Below are 16,158 nucleotides of genomic sequence, written 5' to 3' on the forward strand. Positions count from 1 at the left end.
TGCGGTGGCTTGAACGCGAAGCGCTGCAGTTCAAGGCGGTGCGGCTGCGTGATCTTGAGCGCCCTGATCGAAGGACCCGGGTTCGACCCGCTGTTTCGGGACGATGTCATCCACGTCCCCAAGAACCATCCGGTGCTGCACTGGAACTGCCTGATCGACGGCTGCGACGGCTACATCCGTGCTCAGGAGCTCTGCGGCAACCACCTGACCCGGTGGCGGGAGGCGGAAGCAGCCGGCGTGGACCGGTTGCAGTTCCTGCGCACCGCCCCGTTGGTCGACGCGCGGAAGCGGCTCAACGCCCCCACCGGCTGCCGCGTCCAACAGTGCGGCCGGCCAGCTGAGCGGAACATGCTCGCCGGGCTGTGCACCTTCCATCGCAACCGCTGGCAGGAGTTCAGCGGGTCCGTTCGCGTGTCGGACGACGACGGGTTCGAGACGTGGTTGTCCGTCCAAGATCCGTGCGCCTCCTACGGGCAGTGTGTTGCGCTCTGCTGCGCCGATCTGGCTCGCTCCCCGCTGGGACTCTGCGAGGACCACGAGAAGCTCTACCGGCGGGCCGGGCGCCCGGGCGGAGCTCGGCTGCCGTCCAACTGGGGCCGCTGGTTCGACCGTCGCGGCCAGCACGTTCCGATCTTCTACGACGACGGGCCCGCGTTCCGGCGCTGGTGCAGCCACGTCCAGCCGGCTGCCCGCCCGGGGCAGATCAGCCTCCACGGCATGAGTCCGCTGATCAAGGCGGAACTGAAGTGGGGCTTGCACTCCTACATCCAGCGCAGCGACCACACCCGGTGGTGGATGCACTCGATCCTGCGGGTCGTGGACGCCTGCCGCGGACTCGCCTCGCTGGAGTACTACAACCTGGACGGGGCGGGCGAGCACGAGCGGATGATCGTGAGCGAGATCCGCCGTGACTTGGAGGTCGTCTATGTGACGCCGAGCGAGAGCAAGGAGGCCGGATACATCGACTTCGAGCACTTCGGCCGCCGAATCAGCAAGCTCAACAGCAAGTTCGACCTGGCGTTGATCCCGCAGCGGTGGCTTCGTGATCTGCTCTGGGATCACCTCGCGGACCTCCTACGGTCGGTGAACTGCCCCCGTGGGCGGGGCACCTACTTCGCGATCCGCGTCGCGGTGCAGGAACTCGGGGCGTTCCTCGAGGCCAGGGCCCCGGCAGCAGGCCACGACCCGTCCCTGCTCCGCGCCGAACACGTCGACCAGTTCGTCGCCGATCATCGACGGCGAGCACGAGACCGACTCCCGGCGCTGCGGCTCGGCTACAACACCAAGCCGCCCATCGTCACGAGCGTGACCTGCAAGAGCACCTTCGACACCCTGCGCAAGATCATGCGGGCGGCGCTGGAGGCCGGCCGCGCCGAGCAGATCAGCCTGGACCGAGAGTTCGTCGTCGCCTTCCCCGGAGGTGACAAGCCCGCCTTCCGGCCCCGCAGCCCCTTCACCGACGACACCGCCCGAACCCTCGCCGACCAGGCCAACCTGGAACTGCTGGCCCAGTCCGACGTCAGGGACCGGGGAGTACGCGACATCTGGGAGACGATCGTCGTGACCGGCCGGCGGGCCGGGGAAGTCCTCGGGTTGCGGCTGGAATGCGTCGGGATCCACAACGGCGTCCCCCTGCTCTGGCACGACCAGACCAAGGTCGGCAACTACAACGAGGCCATCCGCATCCCCGACTACACCTACCAGCGGCTGCGGGAACGGCAACGCACCACCATCACCCGTTTCGAGCAGCGATACGCCCGAACCCCGACACACCAGGAACGCGCGACGATGGCGATGTTCCCCCGCGGCTACAAGAACCCCCACGGCACCTACGCCATCAGCCACACCTGGTTCCACCGGCACTTCCACCACTGGATTGCCGACCTCAACCTCGGGCCTGCGGTCCCGCACCAGGCCCGCCACACCCTCGCGACCAGGCTCCTGGCCGCTGGCGCCAGCCTGCAGCACATCAAGCGCTACCTCGGCCATGTCTCCGAGCGCATGACCGAGCACTACGCCAAGGTCGCGCTCAGCGAGATCGACGACGTCCTCCAGCACGTCTGGGTCGCCGGCCCCGGGGCACCACAACCCGGCCAACTGATCTCCGACGGAGTGACACCACTGCCGCGCGAGCAGGCCCAAGCCCTGGCGATTGACCTCGGACGGCGCAGCACCCCGACCGAAGGCGGGATCTGCACCTACCAGGTCGTCGTGGACGGCGGCGCCTGCCCCTGGAAACTGGCCTGCACCAACTGCGAGAAGTTCGTTATGACCGGCGCTGACCTGCTGTATTGGCGCCGCAAACGAGAGCAGTGGTACTCACTGGCCGAACGCGCACCCACCGACGAGATGGCCGACTGGCTGCACCAGCAGTTCGAGCCCACCGCCCGCGCCATCGCCGGCCTGGAACGCGCCCTCGCCGGCATTGGACTGCTCGACGACGCCCTCGCCCTGGACCTGCGACGCCCCCAGGACTACTTCCACCGCCTCTGGAACACCGCGTTCCGAACCTCCGACCTGACCACCGTCGGCGGCATCGAGAGCACCTCATGACAATCCCCAACCAGGGAACACCACGAACGATGGCGGCCAACCAAGCCCGCCAGCAGAGCACCCGCGACAAGCTCGAACGAATCGAGGCGACGCTGCGGACCATGCGCCGCGAGCGGACCCCTATCACCTACCCGGCCGTCGCACGGCGGGCCAGCGTCTCACGCACCTTCCTCTACCAGAACACCGACGCCAAGAACCTCGTGACCACCGCGATCGCCGCCAACGGCGACCAACGACGCCGAACCCAGGCAGCACACGACGCGCACGTCGAAGCCTCCTGGCACCAGCGAGCCCTCAACGCCGAAGACGCACTCAAAGCCGCCTACGCCGAGATCGACACCCAACGGGAACGCATCGGCATCCTCCTCGGGCAGATCCGCGACCTGCAAGCCGAATACACCGAAGGCACCGCCCAACGCCTCGCCGAGGAGAACACCACGCTCAAACAGCGCGTGCGCCAGCTCACCGAAGACAACCGGGCCCTGGAACAGAAGCTGCAAGCCGCCCGCTCCAACAACCGCTTCCTCGACAAACGCCTCGCCGACCTCGAAGCCCCACTACTCGACACCCAGCTCAACCACCCGACAAACGCCCGTCCCCTTCCTGATCAGTGACAGACGCAGTCGGAAGTAGCCTGCCCTAGTTGGGATGCCCGTCGCGGCACCGTCACCCTACGTGGTGACAAGCAAGGCCGCACGCCATGTTCCAGTGCGCGCTTCTGGTCGATGAGCGGATGGTTGGTTCGGATGTGTCCTCTCAGGAGCGGCTCGCTGTCCACCGTAGCCGAACCCGTTCGGATGAAATCTCCTCGACAGCGTGGAGGCCACTCAGCCGCTGGCGTTGCTCGCGCCTGTCACGGCCAGCTGAGACGCGAAACGTTCCCGGTTGCCGCTAAATCGTTACTCAGCGACTGGCGGCGATTACGATCAGCTTGAAGGAGGGCATATCACCGATAATGATCGCGCGTAAGGGCAGGTGGGCTGCCGGGTATCGGCACCAGCCCCAACCATCGACCGTCGGTAGCCGACGGCTTACGACCGGACCGGGCAGCCCGTGACGGGCGACGCGGCGGTGGGGTTGAGACGCCGGGCAGGCGGCCCGCAACGATCCACCCTGTTGGAATTGTTCCTCGATCTGGTGTTCGTTGCCGCTCTTGCGTTGATCTCGCAGAAACTGGCCGCCGATCTGACCTTGGTCGGTGCCTTTGAAACGCTGGTGCTGATTGCGGGGGTCTGGTGGGTCTGGTCGATCACCGCGCTCACGACCGATCTCTACCTGCCGCACCGACCGCCGATCTACCTCATGACCGTCTCGGTCATGTTCGGCACCATGTTGATGGCCGTCGCGCTGCCTGCGGCCTTCACCCGCGATGCCGTGGTCTTCGCGGGCGCCTACGTAGCGATCCACCTCGGCCGCAGCCTCTTCCTGGTACCCGCTTTACGAAGCCAGCAGGCACGCCGGCACGCCGGGCGGTTCCTCTTCTGGTTCTCCGTCTCGGCCGTACCGTGGCTCGCCGGAGCCGCCGTGCCCGGTCCCGCGCGTGGCGCGTTGTGGACGGCCGCCCTCGCCCTGGACTACGGGGCGGCCTGGCTCCGATACCCCACACCCTGGCTGGGACGGGTGCCCCGGTCGCAGTACGGGTTGGCGGCCGAACACCTGGCCGAGCGTTACCAGCAGTTCTTCACTCTCGCCCTCGGCGATCTCATCCTGGTCACCAGCCTCACGTACGCCGGTAACGGGTTCACGCTCGACCAGACCATCGCGTTCGCAGTCGCGTTCGCCACGACCGTGTTGCTGTGGCAGATCTACGTCCAACGCGCCGGAGCACTGCTCCAGAGCAGCATCGAGTCCTCCCATGATCCGGGCCGGCTCGTGCGGTCCGCGCCCTACACCCACCTGATCATGGTGGCTGGCGTGGTCGTCACCTCGGCCGGAGCCGAAGCGGTCATCCACCATCCCACCGGGGATAGCGGCCCCGGACTGGTCGGCGTCGTTCTCGGCGGGCCAGCCTTGTTCGTGGCCGGCCGAGCCCGATTCGAATACGAGGTATTCAGCCGGGTCTCCCCGTCCCGGCTGGTCGCGCTGCTCGTACTGGCCGCCGCCGCGCCGGCACTGGTCCTGGTGCACGGACCACCGCTGGGCGCCGCCATCGCCGCTACCCTAGTCCTGGCCGGGATCGCCACCACGGACATCGTTCGCGCTCATGGCCGCCCACCCGAACCACCATCCCCCGCCTTCTAGCGCCTGACGACGAACGTTCGCGGTGTTGGTTGACACACCGCCCGGCCTGCCGGCCTAGAGGACATCGTGGCGTTCAGGCCGTCGCGGTGGCAGATCCTGTTCGAGTACGAAGGCCGACCGAGCAGGAAGGTCAGACAGCCGACGTCACGAACATGTTCGCGACGTTTCCTCCCAGCTCAGAGACAATTCAACACCAACGGCGGTCAGTAAGGTCGGTCAGGGCGCAGCCCCGGCCGTGCCGGCGTCGTAGCTCGCGGGCGATGCTGCTTTTGCCCGAGCCGGAGTTGCCTCGGATGCAGACGAGGATCGTGTCCGGGCTGCCCGTGGGTTCAGCGAGCACGATGCCTCCCCGGCTTCAGTTGTTGCGTACGGTGAGGTTGAGGGCGGCGACGGTCAGCTGGGTGAGGTCAGGAAGCTGATCCTTGCCGAGAGTGACGCCGCGCAGGTTGTCCAACGGCGTCTTGAGGCCGCGGAGCCGGCTGCCCCGCAGGTCGGTGCCGTCGAGGTGGCAGGAGTCCAGTTCCAGGCCGGCGAGGTCACAAAACCGCAGCGCGATGCGCGGTAGTCGGCAGGAAGACCACGCGCCGTTGATGAGAGTGCAGTCGGTGAACGCGACTGAGCCTGCGGCGGTGACGCGGTGGAAGGTGGCGTAGTCGAAGCGGCAGCCGTCGAACAGGACGTCCTTGAGGCGGACATCGGTGAGTCTGGTGCCGGTGAACCGGGAGCCGGTAATGGCGCACCGTTCGATGGTGATGCCGGTCAGGGTCGCGCCGGAGAAGTCGGTGCGGGTGATCTCGCAGCCGTAGAGGCTGCCGGCTTCCCAGGTGCTCTCGCTCAGGTCCGCGCCGGTGATCAGGCTGCTGCGGATGCGGGCGTCCTCAAGGTGCGAGCCGTGCCACGCGGCGCCCTCGACGAGGGCCTCGGTGAGGCCGTCGGCAAGGTCCGTCGTGGTGTCGAGGTCGTCCGGTTCGAGGTCCGGCAGCAGGACCTTCACGTCGCCGATCGTGGTGGTGCGCATGCGTCCTCAACCTGTGTGGGCGCGGGGTGGGCATGCCACCCCGCGCGTCCCGTGGTGGGGGCTACTTCTTCTTGTTCCAGTTGTCCCAGCCGGGTCGACTGTCGAACTTACCCTTGTTATCCCAGGTGGGGCGGTTGTCGAACTTCGCCGCGTCGATCGACGCTACCGACCGCTGCGGGTCGACGCCGAGGCGGGCGAGTTGCTCGGGTGCGGCGTTGACGAGGACCGCGAGCGCGTTGGTCACAGTGCTCCTCCTTGAGGGGTGAGGTGGTCGGCGGCGGCGCGGACGAGGGCCTGTCGGGTGGTTCGGCAGTAGGTGGTCTCGCGGGCGGTGAACGTCGCGTGCTCGAAGTAGCGGTTGCCGGCCTGGGCGCCGCGGCAGAAGTCGTAGAAGGCGCAGAGGTCGGCGCAGTCGTTGAGGGCCGTGACGAACTCGGCGACGTAGTCCAGGTCGCCGGCGCGGGCGAGCATGGCGGTGATGGGCTGATGGAGGACGTTTCCGGCGATGAAGTCGCCGTATCGCGGCTCGGTGATGCCGAGCAGCTCCGGTGACAGCAACACCACCTGCCCATCCCAGGAGACGGTCGGGATCGGCTCGTACGGCGCGTCGTCGACGTGACCAGCGCGGGTGGCGGCGAGATAGTCGGCCAGCCGGTCCACGTCGCGGATCCGCAGCGGGCTGCCGCCGACACGACGCTCGATGACGTGCTGCCAGAACCGGTACGCGGCATCCTCCGACACCGCTGCCCGATCGGCGCCCTCCTGCTCTTCGATGTTGAAGCCCACCGACTCGCAGCCGGGCAGGCCGGCAAAGAAGTCGACGAGGGATTCCGCGTGGTCGATGGTTTCCGGGGTCACCACACAGATCACCGAGTACCCCAGCCCCGCGTCGGCCAGGGTCTGCATGCCGCGCAGGGTTCGGGCATCCGTCGACGTGCCGGCCCGGTCGAGGCGGTTGCGGTTCAACGCACCCGGTCCGTCGATGCTGACCCCGACCTCGAACCCGTAAGCGGTGAACAGCTCGCACCACTGTCGGTTAATCAACGTCGCGTTCGTCTGGATCTCGTGACGCACCATCCCCGCGCGCCGCAGCTCCTCGAACGGGGCCAGTAGATCCCGGAGCAACCCGATGGGTGTGGCGGTGGGTTCGCCCCCGTGCCACACGACGCTCACCGGATGACCGCTGTTCTGCTGGGCGACCGACTCGGCGCAAGCCTGCGCGACCGCGCCGTTCATCAGGCGGAGGGATCTCCGGTCGGGCAGGTAGCAGTAGGTGCAGTCGAGGTTGCAGAAGCTCGTCGGCTGCACGACCAGGGTGTGGAAGCTGCCGGCGATCGCCGGCTGGCCGGTGGCGTTGATGAGGCCGATGCCGTTCACGAGGAGGCCTCTTCGATGCTGACGGCCGTGGTGGTACTGACGCGGTAGGCGTGGGTATGGCGGGCGGGCCAGCCGAGGAACCGGTCGAACATGTCGGCGGCGCTGCCCGTGACGCTCGGGTTGAGCCGGTGCAGGTCGTCGATCGCGTCGTGCAGGCAGCCGGCCAGGTAGAGGAACAGGCTCACCGGCACTTCTCGGTACTCGGCTAGGAGCGCGAGCTTCGCTGCGCCGCAGGGCCACGGCTGCCCGCATCGGCGGCACAGCCACAGCGGGCGCATCGGCAGATGTTCCACCTCGGCTGGCGCGAGCCGGTTCGCCGCGAGACGGCGCTGCGGCCCGGTCACCGGCGACCGCCCTCGCGGGCCTGCTGCTCGAACAGCCGACGCCACACGAAGGTGAGTAGCGGCGGATCAGCGGGCCACACCTGCCCCTGCTTGGACGTCCACCTGGGCTCGGGGCGCCGGGACTGGCTGGCCATGGCGTTACGCGAGACGTACACCGTCATGCCGCCACCCCCACCAGGGACGATGAGCGGCGGGCTCGCCGGGGGAAGGGCGAGCCCGCCGCCGCATCACGGCGGCTGGGAGCAGACCGCCGATCACCCACCCGCGCAGCCCTCATGGCGGTACGCAGGCGGGGAAAGCGCTGAGACAGTTCGCTCCCGGACGGGCCGAGCCAGCGGCCCAAGCCGTGGTGTGGTGCGCCGCTCATCGATCCCTCCATCTGCAGCTCCCTGTCAGTCATCCCGACACCGGCATCGACACACGCCGGTGATCTGGGGTGAACTGAACGTAGGGGCGGTCCGTACGGAGGACCGGGAAAATCCGTACCGGGTCCGGCGGGCTTCAGCGGGCAGGGTGATGGTGTGCGAGGGATGACGGACGACATGACGATCGGCCAGCGCGTCGCCTTCTACCGGCGTCGGCGAGGGCTCTCCCAGGAGGTGCTGGCCGGTCTGGTCGGCAAGACGCAGGAGTGGTTACGCAAGGTCGAGACGAACCGGGCCGACCTGGACCGGCTGTCGGTCATACGCGCGATCGCCAAGGCCCTCGACGTGTCCCTCGGCGACCTGATCGGTGCACCGAGCCTGTTCGAGTGGTCGGACGACTCAGGTCGCGAGACGATCCCGGCCTTGCGGGCCGCGCTTCACGACTATCGTCACCTCGCGCCGGCGCTGGCCAGCTCCAGGGACGTCGAGGCACCTGCCCTGCGCGAGATCGAGAACGACGTCGCCGAGATCTGGACCGCCTACCAGCACTCGCGGTACGGCACCCTCGCCCGCCGGCTGCCCTACCTCATCCACGACTGCCTCGCCGCCACTGAGGCGTACGACGGAGGCGATGGCCAGCGCGCGCATACGATGACCGCCTACGCGCACCAGCTCGCCGCGTTGTTCCTTACCAAGCTGGGCGAAGGTGATCTCGCGTGGACCGCCGCCAGCCGAGGGCTGGCCGCCGCCAACGCCAGCCAGGACCATGTCGTCATCGGCTCGCTCAGCCGCTCCGCCGCACACTCGCTGGCATCCATCGGTGAGTACGCCCAAGCCCGCGGCCTCGGCGCCACGGCGGCACAGTTCCTGGAACCACGGCTCGTTAAGCCGACTCCGCAGCTGCTGTCGGTCTACGGCAGCCTGCACCTGGTCTGCGCGCTGGCCGCCGCTCGAGACGACGACCGCGCCTCGGCCGACACCCACATCGCCGAGGCCGATGCCGCCGCACGGCAACTCGGTGCCGATGGCAACCACGTGTGGACCGCGTTCGGGCCGACCAACGTGTCGATCCACAAGACGACCGTGGCGATGGAACTCGGCGACGTGCAACGCGCCATCGCCATCGGCGCCCCACTCGACACCAGCACCGTGCCCGTCGAGCGGCAGGTTCGGCACGCCATCGAAACCGCCCGAGCCCTTGCCCGGTGGAACCGCATCGACGACGCGCTCGCCGCGCTTCTGGACGCCGAGGTCATCGGCCCCGACCAGGTGCGCTATCACCGGCTCTCCCGCGACCTTGTCCGGGACATCCTCACCCGCCCCCGGCCACCTCGACTGGCCGTCGAACTCAGCGACCGGATGGGCGTCCGGTCGGGAGGGCCACGCTGGTAGCTGTGCTCAGATCAGCCGACTCGTGTAGCCGGCCGCCACCAGGCGTCCGAAGGCCGCCCGTACCTGGTCCGGCATCTCCTGCGGGATCGCGAACCCGCGCTCCGCGTACACCTCGATCCGCTGCGTGTCGCCCACCAGCATGTCCACCACCCGCCGCGGGTCGCCGATGCTGCGCACATAGTCGTCCAGCTCGAGCGGATTCGACGCGCACACCACATCGACCTCCGGCCACATCAGCCTGCAGGTGGCGTAGGCCCGACGCTGCTGGTAGGGCCGCGACATGATCAGCACCGACTTCACCGGGATCCGGTGTTCGGTCAGGAGCTGACGCGAGTACTCCAGGTTTTGGGCGGTGTTCGTGGCACGCGGCTCCACGAGAATCGCTTCCACGGGTACGCCCTGCTCGACGGCGTACTCGCGGTAGTGCACTGCTTCTCCACGCGGGAACCGCTCGACGGTCGTCGGGGCGTTCGCGCCGGTGAACACGATCCTTGGGAACAGGCCCCCGTGAAACAGGCGCGTCGCGATGACAGCCACGCCGAGGTCATGACTGCCCAACCCGATCCCCACGTCGCACGGGCGCAACTCGTGACGCATGTCGTGGTAGCGCCAGAGCGTCTCCACGTCCGCCCGGATAGCATCGGGAATCGCCTCGGCATGTGCCGCCGCATGCCGGTTCATCAGCACCTACCAGTCCGGTCCGCGCTGGGTTCCCTCATGCCGCCAGCGTAGGGGTAGCAGCGCAGCACGACGCCGCTGACTCCAGCACCACGCCGCTGGCCTCCTCAGGATCAGGAGGTTGGCGGCGGCCGGGGCATCGTGACGTGGTGAGGTCAGGTTCCGACCTCGATGAAGCGACGCCTGCCAGTCTCGCCCGGCACCTGCCATACCTGCTCGTCCGGCCAGTGGCGATACAACAACTGCCGCCTGGTCGTGGCGGCAGCGTTCCGCAGCGGCCCGCGGAGCAGGTCGGCCTGCAGTCGTTCCTCCCGCTCGGCGTCCTGAGCGATCACCAGAACCGCCCCGACCGGCACCAGCCGGTCCGCCCGCCGGTAGCCGGTCAACAGACCACCCAGCCCTGACGTCGACCGCTCGTGCTCGGTGACAACGTCGCCGACCGGGCCACGGTCGACGTGGACCAGGAACCGCAGGCACCGTCCGTCCTGCAGCCATATGCCGTAGCCGTCGGCCCGCAACTGCGCGAGGTCGTGCTGGCGCAACCACGCCGAGGTCTCCATCGTCGCCAGCCACTGGAACAGCTCGCACCGCCCCGGGTTGCGCCGCGACACCTCGATCAACGGCAGAAACAGCAGGTCATCCGCCATGCCGGCGGGCCGCTGACCCAACCTCAGCGGAACTGGCCGCCCCGACGCCGTCAGGGCGCGCCGGAGCACGTCGGTCCCCTCGGCCGTGACCCCGTACCACCAGGTGTGGGTCCGGTCCTCCGGCGAGCGCTCGCGGCGCACCAGTCCCGCCTCGTGCAGCCACACCAGGTCCCGGTGAGCCGTCAGCCGCGACACCGCACAGACAAGCGCCACGTCCAGCGTCGACGCGGAACCATGCTGCGCCAGGTACCACAGGGCCCGCCACCGCCGCGGGGACAACCGCCGCCTGGCATCCTGCTCGCCCATCCCCCGATGATCCTCCAGGCGCCGACAGTCCACATCCCGCTTGCCCGCAGCTGCAACAGGCAGTAGTCAATACGCCAACCCGGAAGATCGGAAGCCTGGACCGCCGTGACCGGAGACAACGCCCGCCGTGGGCCATTGGGCAAGGCGTCGGCGGGCCGTGCGAGCACCCACATACCCAAACCGTGGTTTTGGGGCCGATTTTGGAGATCACTGTTCAGTGAATCAGCCGAAGAGCCGAGGACAGAAGAAGCGAAGCGGTCAAACCGGGCCACCAAAAGTTGATCTCCACGGATAGCACCGCACCGCGGCACCGATCTCCAGAAACGCCTGACACGCGCCTTCCCGGCTCGGCGATGACGCGCCATACGCCGAGACGGCGGTTACTAAAAGTGACAAAGCCAGGTGAGCTCTCTGCGCCGGCGTTCGGCCGAGAGGCTGGCCCTCACCCCTGCCGGCTAGCGCCCGATCCACTCAGATGCGAGACTGTCTATGTAACTAAATGTGCCTGGGCGGCTGCATTTAGCGATGTGGGTGGTTCCGTTGGAACAGCTTCCGTTGTGGGGACCGAGCACCGACGAAGATCCGAGACCGAAGCCAGTCCTGGCACGACCAGCGACACTCCGCCTCCTGATCACAGTGAAAGCGGCACCCAACCCCTCCGCGCGGTACGGGGAGACGGTCTGCGTCGGGGCACTGGGCATGGACCCGCCCTGGACGGGTTGGATTCGCCTCTACCCGGTCCACTATCGGGACCTCGACGACGGCGGCAAGTTCCACAAGTACGACATCATCCACGTCGATGCACTGCCAGCCAGGCAAGACCAGCGGCGCGAGAGCTGGAAGCCGATCGTGGACACCATCACCACCGAGCGGCACATTGCCAGTCGGCAGTCGCGTCGAAACCTCCTCGATCCGCTCGTCGAAGACTCCATGTGCCGGGTCAACAAACAGACCCGCGACGACCCGAGCGCACGATCGATCGCGCTGATTCGCGTGGCCGACATCTCGGCTCTTCAGGTCAAGCGACATCCCGGCTGGTCGGCGGAGGATCGCAAGAAGATTGCCGGGTACCTCAACCAGCTCGACCTACTGGAACCGGCCAAGCGCAGCCCGCTTCAAGCACCACGCTTCACCGGCGCCTACCGCTACCGCTGCGCAGACCGTCATTGCCGCGGTCACCAGCAGACACTCTGGGACTGGGAGTTCGTCGCCCTACAACGCCGTCTGGACCAGCTCACCGACGCGGAGGCTGCGGAGCAGCTGAGAAACAAGTTCCTCACCCAGCTCTGCGCCGCTGACCGCGACGTCGCCTTCTACGTAGGCAACCAAGCGGCAAGACCGCAGTCCTTCAGCATCGGCGGTGTCTACGCACCGAGACGGCCCGCCGCTCGATACCGATTGCACCTCAACCGATGATGTCGGCCAGCACGTCGGCATGGCACGCATCCTCGACGCGGCACCAGCACGCCAACTGCTTCCCCGTGAGTTCCCGACGCGCCCGGTCAACAAGGGCCGGCTGCCCCACAAGCCACTGCCGATAGAGGCGTAACGCCTCCGCCCGATCATGCTTTCGCAGGCTGAACGGATTGGCCCAGGGAGAACGCCGCAACCCGAACCCCTGCCGCCCCACATACACGGCACCGGGCGGCACCACCGGGTGATAGAGGTCTCCCTGCACGCGAACCCGCGGCTGTCCCCCCACGCCACCAGCGTAATCGCCAACGACCGGCTCCGCGTGGATGCTCGAAGGAAGCGCGTCGCCCCTGGGCGGGCGGATGCGCCAATAACCCCGAAGGCCCGATGCATGCTGGCCACCTCAGAAATGACGATGAGCGCAGGCTTCCACGGAACAACGACGTGTCCCGGCAACGCCAGCCCGGTCCAACGGCTCCCGAGCACCCACCGAGCGACCACCCACCGCCCGCGTACACGAAAAAGGCCCCGACCGGTGTGAACCACCAGGTCAGGGCCTTGATCGTTGGTGCGCCGCCAGGGACTCGAACCCCGAACCCGCGGATTAAGAGTCCGCTGCTCTGCCAGTTGAGCTAGCGGCGCTCGTTGGCAACGGAGAGAACACTAGCACGGCCCCTGAGCCGGGTTCCAATCCGATACCCGGCTCCCCTGTTCGGTCGAGCTTAACGGGCAAAAGCCACGAAAACCCTCGGTCGACCGCCCGACGGGACCAGGGCGGCGGTGGTGATGCGGCACCATGTCGCCAGGCACGCGAGAACTGAGGTGGGGATGGGCAGGTTCACGCAGGCCGGGGCGATGGTGGGCGCCCTGGCCCTGGTGGCGTCGTTGGCACTGACCGGGTGCGGTGACGACCAGAAGAAGGCCGCCGAGTTCGTCGGCGGCAGCACGGCTCCGGGTACGGGCGCGCCCACGGCGCCGCAGGCGGGCGAAGGCTCGGCGGCCGCGAGCCTGGCGGTGAGCCCGGCCGACGGAGCGAAGAACAGGCCGGTGAGTGCCGAGATCAGCGCCGAACTGCCGGGCGGCGGCACGGTGTCCTCGGTCACGCTCGCCTCGGCTGACGGCAAGCAGGTCGCCGGCAGGATGCGGTTGGACGGCTCCTCCTGGGTGCCGTCGGCCCCGCTGAAGTACGGCACCCGGTACACCGCCACGGTGACCGGCACCGGCTCCGGCGGTGAGACCCGGCAGGGCACCAGCACCTTCACCACCATGGCCAAGCCGAAGTCGATGATCAGCTCCGGCCTCTACCTCTTCGACGACCGGACGTACGGCGTGGCCATGCCGGTGGTCGTCGAGTTCCACCCGGGCATCCCGAAGAAGGACCGCGCGGCGGTGCAGAAGCGGATGTTCGTCAAGACCGATCCGCCGCAGCCGGGTGCCTGGCACTGGGTCTACAACGGCACCCAGGCCTACTACCGGGCCCCGGAGTACTGGAAGCCGGGCACCACGCTCGACGTCCGGATCGCGCTGGGCGGCATGCCGCTGAGCAACGGCCGCTACGGCAACGTCGACCGGTCGGCGACCGCCAAGATCGGCCGGTCCTTCGTGATGAAGGTCGACAACGCCAGCAAGAAGATGACGGTGCTCCAGGACGGCCAGGTGATCCGCACCCTGCCGGTCAGCCTGGGCAAGAAGAGCACCCCCTCCTCCAGCGGCACTCTGGTGGTGATGGAGAAGAAGGAGAAGACCGTCTTCGACACCATGGACGAGCCCGATCCGGACAACCGGTACCGCACCGAGATCGACTTCGCCCAGCGGCTGACCTGGGGCGGCGAGTACATTCACGCGGCGCCCTGGTCGGAGGGGGTGCAGGGTCGGCAGAACGTCTCGCACGGCTGCGTCAACGTCTCGATGGCGATGGGCAGGTGGCTCTTCGACCAGACGAAGATCGGCGACCCGATCACCATCACGGGCACCGAACGCAGGGTCTCGCCCGGCAACGGCTGGACGGCCTGGAGCCTGAGCTGGTCGGAGTTCGTCAAGGGCAGCGCCGTGCCCGTGCCGCAGGGCGGCTCCGGCCCGCTGCTGTAGAACCTGCCCGGTCGGGCCGGCGTGACCGCCGGCCCGACCGGGGGCACGTGCGCGGCCCGCCCGGGTCATCGGCCCGGCGGAGCGCGGGGTCCACCACCGGGCGATCCGCCGCCGGACGAAACCGAGCGGGATTCGCGAAAGCCCCGCATTTTATCGGTATTCGTACACCCCCAGTGGCATGTTTCTGATCACGACCGGCAACCGACCGGCGCTCCCCCGCGTCAGTGGGAGAGGATGGGGCATCGGGGACCACGACTGTGAGGGAATCATGCGAGCTACCCACCACCGGCTGACCCGGCACGCCGGGCGGCGCCGCGCACTCGCGGCGGGGCTCCTCGCCGCGACGCTGGCGCTCACCTCCGCCTGCACGAGCTCCGGCGACGACAAGCCGTCGAGCTGGCAGGACGGCAGCGGTGAGAGCGCCCCGAAGGCCGCGGCCACCATCACCGAGCCCAAGGCCGACGCGACCGGCGTCCCGGCCTCCACCGGCATCACCTTCACCACGAAGGACGCGCAGGAGACCACCGTCGAGCTCAAGGACGCCAGTGGCAAGGCCGTCGAGGGCACGCTCGCCGCCGGCGGCAAGAGCTGGCTTCCGGCGGGCGCCCTGGAGTACGGCGAGAAGTACATCGCCACCGTCACGGCGACCGGTGACGACGGCAAGCCGGCCACCGCGACCAGCGCCTTCACCGTGATGGCCAAGCCCGACAAGCAGGTGCGGATCACCAGCTTCCTCGGTGACAACCAGGTGGTCGGGGTGGGCATGCCGCTGATCGTCCGGTTCGGCCGGGCCGTCCCCGAGGACTACCGCGACGACGTCCAGCGCCGGATGACCGTCACCTCCACCCCGGCACAGGAGGGGATCTGGCACTGGTCCAGCCCCACCGAGGTCCGCTACCGGCCGAAGAAGTTCTGGAAGTCGGGCACCACGGTGTCATACCGGGTGCAGGCCGGCGGGCTGCCGATGGGCGGCGGCTGGTACGGCCGCTCCGACCTGACCGTCGACATCAAGATCGGCCCGTCGCTGGTCATGCAGGTGGACAACAAGACCAAGCGGATGACGGTCACCAAGGACGGCAAGGTCGTCAAGACGATCCTGGTCAGCCTCGGCAAGAAGAGCACCCCCTCGTCCAGCGGGACCATGGTGGTGATCGAGAAGCTCCGCAAGACCGTCTTCGACACCATGGACGAGCTGGGCCCCGAGGAGGGGTACCGGACGAAGATCGACTACGCCCAGCGGCTCACCTGGGGCGGCGAGTTCATCCACGCCGCGCCCTGGTCGGAGGGACAGCAGGGCAGCGTCAACGTCTCGCACGGCTGCGTGAACGTCTCGATGGCCGACGGCGCGTGGCTCTTTGCCAACACCCGCATCGGCGACCCGATCACGGTCAAGGGCACCGAGCGCAAGCTCCAGAACGGCAACGGCTGGACCGACTGGAACATGAGCTGGGACGACTACGTCAAGGGCAGCGCCCTGCCGTACGAGGAGCCGGACGCCGCGCAGAGCCCGGAGGCCACCCCCGGCGACCAGGCCCCCAGCGTCGACCCGACTCCCTGACCCGCCGGGAACGACGAAGGCCCCCTCCGCGAGGAGGGGGCCTTCGTGTCTGGGGTGACTGATGGGAATTGAACCCACGACAACCGGGACCACAACCCGGTGCTCTGCCAACTGAGCTACAGCCACCATGCCTTCCGCGCCGGTCGCCCGGGCGGGTGCGGACTAATAATAGCCACAC

At 68.2% G+C, this 16,158-nt stretch carries 15 protein-coding genes, 2 tRNA genes and 1 pseudogene; 7 read left to right on the top strand and 11 right to left on the bottom strand.

The genetic code is table 11. The features are described 5' to 3' along the window. Nucleotides 1-48 precede the first annotated feature (48 nt). The 3 genes from ABZ807_RS18985 to ABZ807_RS18995 all read left to right on the top strand — a co-directional run bounded on the left by ABZ807_RS18985 (nucleotide 49) and on the right by ABZ807_RS18995 (nucleotide 4,794). The gene (locus tag ABZ807_RS18985) at nucleotides 49-2,553 is read left to right on the top strand and encodes a site-specific integrase (RefSeq protein WP_357159258.1); all 2,505 of its coding nucleotides are present in this window, start codon (nucleotides 49-51) and stop codon (nucleotides 2,551-2,553) included. Further along, a complete protein-coding gene (locus ABZ807_RS18990) occupies nucleotides 2,550-3,167 on the top strand; it encodes a DUF6262 family protein (protein WP_357159261.1) in 618 nt (205 codons plus the stop codon). The genes ABZ807_RS18985 and ABZ807_RS18990 overlap by 4 nt, the downstream gene beginning before the upstream one ends. Nucleotides 3,168-3,624: 457 nt before the next feature. Then, nucleotides 3,625-4,794, top strand: a complete 1,170-nt coding sequence (locus ABZ807_RS18995) for a low temperature requirement protein A (RefSeq protein WP_357159431.1) — start codon at nucleotides 3,625-3,627, stop codon at nucleotides 4,792-4,794. A 211-nt stretch (nucleotides 4,795-5,005) separates the two neighbouring features. On the opposite strand, the pseudogene ABZ807_RS19000 reads toward ABZ807_RS18995, so the two are convergent. The 6 genes and pseudogenes from ABZ807_RS19000 to amcA (ABZ807_RS19025) form a co-directional block, all read right to left on the bottom strand. Continuing rightward, a pseudogene (locus tag ABZ807_RS19000) lies at nucleotides 5,006-5,134 on the bottom strand (kinase); the annotation flags it as partial. 15 nt (nucleotides 5,135-5,149) lie between these two features. After that, nucleotides 5,150-5,812, bottom strand: coding sequence for a pentapeptide repeat-containing protein (locus tag ABZ807_RS19005; protein WP_357159264.1), 663 nt, complete (start codon nucleotides 5,810-5,812; stop codon nucleotides 5,150-5,152). Nucleotides 5,813-5,873: 61 nt separating this feature from the next. Beyond that, on the bottom strand, nucleotides 5,874-6,056 hold the full coding sequence (gene amcA, locus ABZ807_RS19010; protein ID WP_013732934.1) for a multiple cyclophane-containing RiPP AmcA: 183 nt from the start codon (nucleotides 6,054-6,056) through the stop codon (nucleotides 5,874-5,876). Continuing rightward, entirely contained in the window at nucleotides 6,053-7,189 is a 1,137-nt protein-coding gene (amcB, locus tag ABZ807_RS19015; RefSeq protein WP_357159267.1) for a cyclophane-forming radical SAM peptide maturase AmcB, read from the bottom strand. The genes amcA (ABZ807_RS19010) and amcB overlap by 4 nt, the downstream gene beginning before the upstream one ends. Continuing rightward, the gene (locus tag ABZ807_RS19020) at nucleotides 7,186-7,533 is read right to left on the bottom strand and encodes a hypothetical protein (protein ID WP_357159270.1); all 348 of its coding nucleotides are present in this window, start codon (nucleotides 7,531-7,533) and stop codon (nucleotides 7,186-7,188) included. The genes amcB and ABZ807_RS19020 overlap by 4 nt, the downstream gene beginning before the upstream one ends. Continuing rightward, complete coding sequence (gene amcA, locus ABZ807_RS19025; protein ID WP_357159273.1) at nucleotides 7,530-7,694, bottom strand: multiple cyclophane-containing RiPP AmcA; 165 nt, start codon at nucleotides 7,692-7,694, stop codon at nucleotides 7,530-7,532. Before amcA (ABZ807_RS19025) ends, ABZ807_RS19020 begins: the two co-directional genes overlap by 4 nt. Before the next feature lie 369 nt (nucleotides 7,695-8,063). On the opposite strand from amcA (ABZ807_RS19025), the gene ABZ807_RS19030 reads away from it, so the two are divergent. Then, the gene (locus ABZ807_RS19030; protein WP_357159276.1) at nucleotides 8,064-9,290 is read left to right on the top strand and encodes a helix-turn-helix transcriptional regulator; all 1,227 of its coding nucleotides are present in this window, start codon (nucleotides 8,064-8,066) and stop codon (nucleotides 9,288-9,290) included. Nucleotides 9,291-9,296: 6 nt separating this feature from the next. On the opposite strand, the gene ABZ807_RS19035 is transcribed toward ABZ807_RS19030, so the two are convergent. Further along, nucleotides 9,297-9,977 (bottom strand): YdcF family protein, encoded by a 681-nt coding sequence (locus tag ABZ807_RS19035; protein WP_357159279.1) that lies wholly within the window; start codon nucleotides 9,975-9,977, stop codon nucleotides 9,297-9,299. A gap of 146 nt (nucleotides 9,978-10,123) precedes the next feature. Beyond that, entirely contained in the window at nucleotides 10,124-10,921 is a 798-nt protein-coding gene (locus tag ABZ807_RS19040; protein ID WP_357159282.1) for a DeoR family transcriptional regulator, read from the bottom strand. A gap of 525 nt (nucleotides 10,922-11,446) precedes the next feature. Between ABZ807_RS19040 and ABZ807_RS19045 the strand changes: the two genes are divergently transcribed. Then, nucleotides 11,447-12,337 carry a hypothetical protein gene (locus ABZ807_RS19045; RefSeq protein ID WP_357159285.1) on the top strand — a complete coding sequence of 297 codons (891 nt, stop codon included), beginning with the start codon at nucleotides 11,447-11,449 and terminating at the stop codon, nucleotides 12,335-12,337. Here the strand turns inward: ABZ807_RS19045 and ABZ807_RS19050 are convergent. Next, nucleotides 12,327-12,623, bottom strand: coding sequence for a DUF4326 domain-containing protein (locus ABZ807_RS19050; protein WP_357159288.1), 297 nt, complete (start codon nucleotides 12,621-12,623; stop codon nucleotides 12,327-12,329). The two genes, ABZ807_RS19045 and ABZ807_RS19050, sit on opposite strands and share 11 nt — an antisense overlap. 277 nt (nucleotides 12,624-12,900) lie before the next feature. After that, nucleotides 12,901-12,976: transfer RNA gene (locus ABZ807_RS19055), tRNA-Lys, on the bottom strand. 186 nt (nucleotides 12,977-13,162) lie between these two features. Between ABZ807_RS19055 and ABZ807_RS19060 the strand changes: the two genes are divergently transcribed. Next, nucleotides 13,163-14,422: an Ig-like domain-containing protein gene (locus ABZ807_RS19060; protein WP_357159291.1), complete on the top strand. Its 1,260-nt coding sequence runs from the start codon at nucleotides 13,163-13,165 to the stop codon at nucleotides 14,420-14,422. A 268-nt stretch (nucleotides 14,423-14,690) separates the two neighbouring features. Further along, nucleotides 14,691-15,980 carry an Ig-like domain-containing protein gene (locus ABZ807_RS19065; protein WP_357159294.1) on the top strand — a complete coding sequence of 430 codons (1,290 nt, stop codon included), beginning with the start codon at nucleotides 14,691-14,693 and terminating at the stop codon, nucleotides 15,978-15,980. 50 nt (nucleotides 15,981-16,030) lie between these two features. On the opposite strand, the gene ABZ807_RS19070 is transcribed toward ABZ807_RS19065, so the two are convergent. After that, a tRNA-His gene (locus ABZ807_RS19070) sits at nucleotides 16,031-16,106 on the bottom strand. Nucleotides 16,107-16,158 lie beyond the last annotated feature (52 nt).

The sequence above is a fragment of the Micromonospora sp. NPDC047548 genome, assembly GCF_040642975.1.
In the GTDB taxonomy this organism is placed as follows: Bacteria; Actinomycetota; Actinomycetes; order Mycobacteriales; family Micromonosporaceae; genus Micromonospora.